Origin of the sequence: Parvibaculum sp., from assembly GCF_040882025.1 — a bacterium.
Classification (GTDB): domain Bacteria; phylum Pseudomonadota; class Alphaproteobacteria; order Parvibaculales; family Parvibaculaceae; genus Parvibaculum.
Genome location: NZ_JBBECC010000161.1, coordinates 1 through 2,261, shown reverse-complemented (window position 1 = coordinate 2,261; position 2,261 = coordinate 1). Strand labels below are relative to the sequence as shown.

Below are 2,261 nucleotides of genomic sequence, written 5' to 3'. Positions count from 1 at the left end.
CCGGCCCATGCCTTGCCTTCCGGCCATGGCCGTCCAATATGAAGGGACCGGCGGCGTCCCATCGCCGCGCAAGCGCCCCCCACCGCGCGCGACGAAAGGAACCCCGCCATGCCCGCACGCGACGCCGTATTCCCCGCCGGCCGCCACGCCCTCTACGAGGCGCATGGCTATTCGGCGGCGGTCCGCTCCGGCGATCTGCTTTTCGTCTCCGGCCAGGTCGGCAGCCGCACCGACGGGAGCCCTGAGCCGGATTTCGCGCGCCAGGTCGAGCTCGCCTTCGCCAACCTGGAAGCGACGCTCGCAGCGGCCGGTTGCGGCTTCGACGACATCGTCGACGTGACGACCTTCCACACCGATCCCGAAAACCAGTTCGACGCCGTCATGGCCGCCAAGCAACAGGCCTTCCCCGCGCCGCCCTATCCGAGCTGGACCGCCGTCGGCGTCAACTGGCTCGCCGGCTTCGACTTCGAAATCAAGGTGATCGCCCGCATTCCGGCGAAGGCCTGACCGCCGGTCCCCGGCTGCCGGTCGGCGGCTCAGTCGGACGCTCCCGCCATCGGCCGCGCATTCGTTGCGGCGTTGATCGCGCGCAGCTCGATCATCGTCGAACGGCCGAGATCGTTTTCATACGCGTTGCCCGCCGTGACCCACGCGTTGAAACCCGTATGCGCCTTCACGTTTCGGTATCCGATCTCCCGCAGCGCCTTGACGACAAGCGCGGATCTGTTGCCGACCGCGCAATAGACCACGATCTCGGCATCCGCATCGCGAACCATGCGCGCCATGCGAAATTCGACGATACCGCGTTCCATCCAGACCGATCCCGGAATATGCCCGGCGTCGTATTCGCGTTGCGTGCGCACATCCAGAAGCAGCAGGTCCGCGTTTTGGGCCTGCCGGTTCTTCAGATAGGCGCTGTCGACATAATCCATATCGCTTGTCGCCGCGGCGACCACCTCATCGATCGTCGCAGGCTCGGTCGCATGAACGGCCGTGCCGATCGACAGGGCGGCGAGGAGGGAGAGAACAAGTCTGATCATGATAGGCGCTCACGCTTCGTGAAAATAGGAAAGCGCGAGATCGCTTTCGAGAAGCTTTCGAAATTCGGAGAACGCCGCCGAGCCGGTCACCTGGCTGAACGCCTCCCGGTGCTGCGCGATCGATTGCCATACTTCATGGACCATGACGGTCTTCGGATCGTCGATGCCGTAATGGACATCGAACCTGAGACACCCGGCGGTTTGCGCCATCAGGGATTTGCTGCGCTTGAAGGCGGCAAGAACGTCCCGACGCCGGCCGTCGCGCGCGCGGGCGATAACGATGACGCAAACGGAAGGCGCCGATGGATCGTTCGAGGGCATGGACCGTTCTCCGGGGCCGTTGTGAAATCCTCGCCAGTGTCGAAACGATCCGTCATGTTGACAATTGAATCCGCTGTTCTTATGGATTAATAATTTTCAACCATAGGCTGGAAAAAGTGACAAACCTTCCTTCCATGCAGGCGCTTGAGGCGTTTGAAGCCGCCGGCCGGCATTTGAGCTTTCTCGCCGCCGCCCGGGAATTGAACGTGACGGCCTCGGCGATAAGCCACCGGATCAAGAGCCTCGAAGGCTTTTGTGGCGCGCCCTTGTTCGTGCGCGGCACGCGCCGGATTGCGCTCACCTCCCTCGGCGGCCGGTTGCTGTCGAAAGCCAGGTCGATCGTCGACGAGGTGAATGCATTCCAGGCGGGCCCCGACGACAAACGTCTGATCGTGGGCGTCACACCGCTCTTCGGCACGTCGTTGCTGCTGCCCAATCTCGATGCCTATTACAGGCAAAAGCGGAGCGCCCGTCTCGAAATATCGCTCGCGCTCGCGCCTTCGCCGCAAAGTCGCTACCACGCGATCGTCCAGTACGGGCGCGCGCGGCGCCCGGGCTGGGTGTCGCACCCGCTGATGGATGTTCGCTTGATGGCCGTGTGCGCGCCGGGCCTGCTGCGCGACGACATCGTCGATCTGTTCAGGGCGGTCCCGCGCATCGACTACGACTACGCGCGCAACGCCTGGGCGCTGTTGCCGCCCGCGCTGGCGCGCGTCTCCAGGCGCCGTGTGACGGTCTCCAGCATGGGCGATGCGATGTCCGCCGCGAAATCCGGTCAGGGTCTGGCCGTGATCATGGCCGAACTTGCCCGCCGCGAACTGGAAGAGGGCTCTCTCGTTCCGATCCCGCATCTGCCCTCGAAACGAGGACGGTTCAGCTTGCTCTATCGGGAGGAGTTGC

The 2,261-nt window shown here is 64.2% G+C and carries 4 protein-coding genes; 2 read left to right on the top strand and 2 right to left on the bottom strand.

What is annotated here, in order from left to right:
* The first annotated feature begins 108 nt into the window (after nucleotides 1-108).
* Nucleotides 109-507 carry a RidA family protein gene (locus WEB61_RS11675; protein ID WP_368064505.1) on the top strand — a complete coding sequence of 133 codons (399 nt, stop codon included), beginning with the start codon at nucleotides 109-111 and terminating at the stop codon, nucleotides 505-507.
* A gap of 29 nt (nucleotides 508-536) precedes the next feature.
* Here WEB61_RS11675 and WEB61_RS11670 read toward each other — a convergent pair whose 3' ends face one another.
* Both WEB61_RS11670 and WEB61_RS11665 read right to left on the bottom strand, forming a co-directional pair.
* A complete protein-coding gene (locus WEB61_RS11670) occupies nucleotides 537-1,040 on the bottom strand; it encodes a rhodanese-like domain-containing protein (RefSeq protein WP_368064504.1) in 504 nt (167 codons plus the stop codon).
* Nucleotides 1,041-1,049: 9 nt separating this feature from the next.
* Entirely contained in the window at nucleotides 1,050-1,361 is a 312-nt protein-coding gene (locus tag WEB61_RS11665) for a putative quinol monooxygenase (protein WP_368064503.1), read from the bottom strand.
* Between the two features lie 116 nt (nucleotides 1,362-1,477).
* Here WEB61_RS11665 and WEB61_RS11660 point away from each other — a divergent pair.
* On the top strand, nucleotides 1,478-2,261 hold a 784-nt coding region (locus WEB61_RS11660; protein WP_368064502.1), incomplete at its 3' end, for a LysR family transcriptional regulator.

Coding starts and splice junctions, on each gene's coding strand:
- WEB61_RS11665 (WP_368064503.1), bottom strand. CDS start 1,361: ATGCCCTCGAACGATCCATCGGCGCCTTCCGTTTGCGTCATCGTTATC.
- WEB61_RS11675 (WP_368064505.1), top strand. CDS start 109: ATGCCCGCACGCGACGCCGTATTCCCCGCCGGCCGCCACGCCCTCTAC.
- WEB61_RS11670 (WP_368064504.1), bottom strand. CDS start 1,040: ATGATCAGACTTGTTCTCTCCCTCCTCGCCGCCCTGTCGATCGGCACG.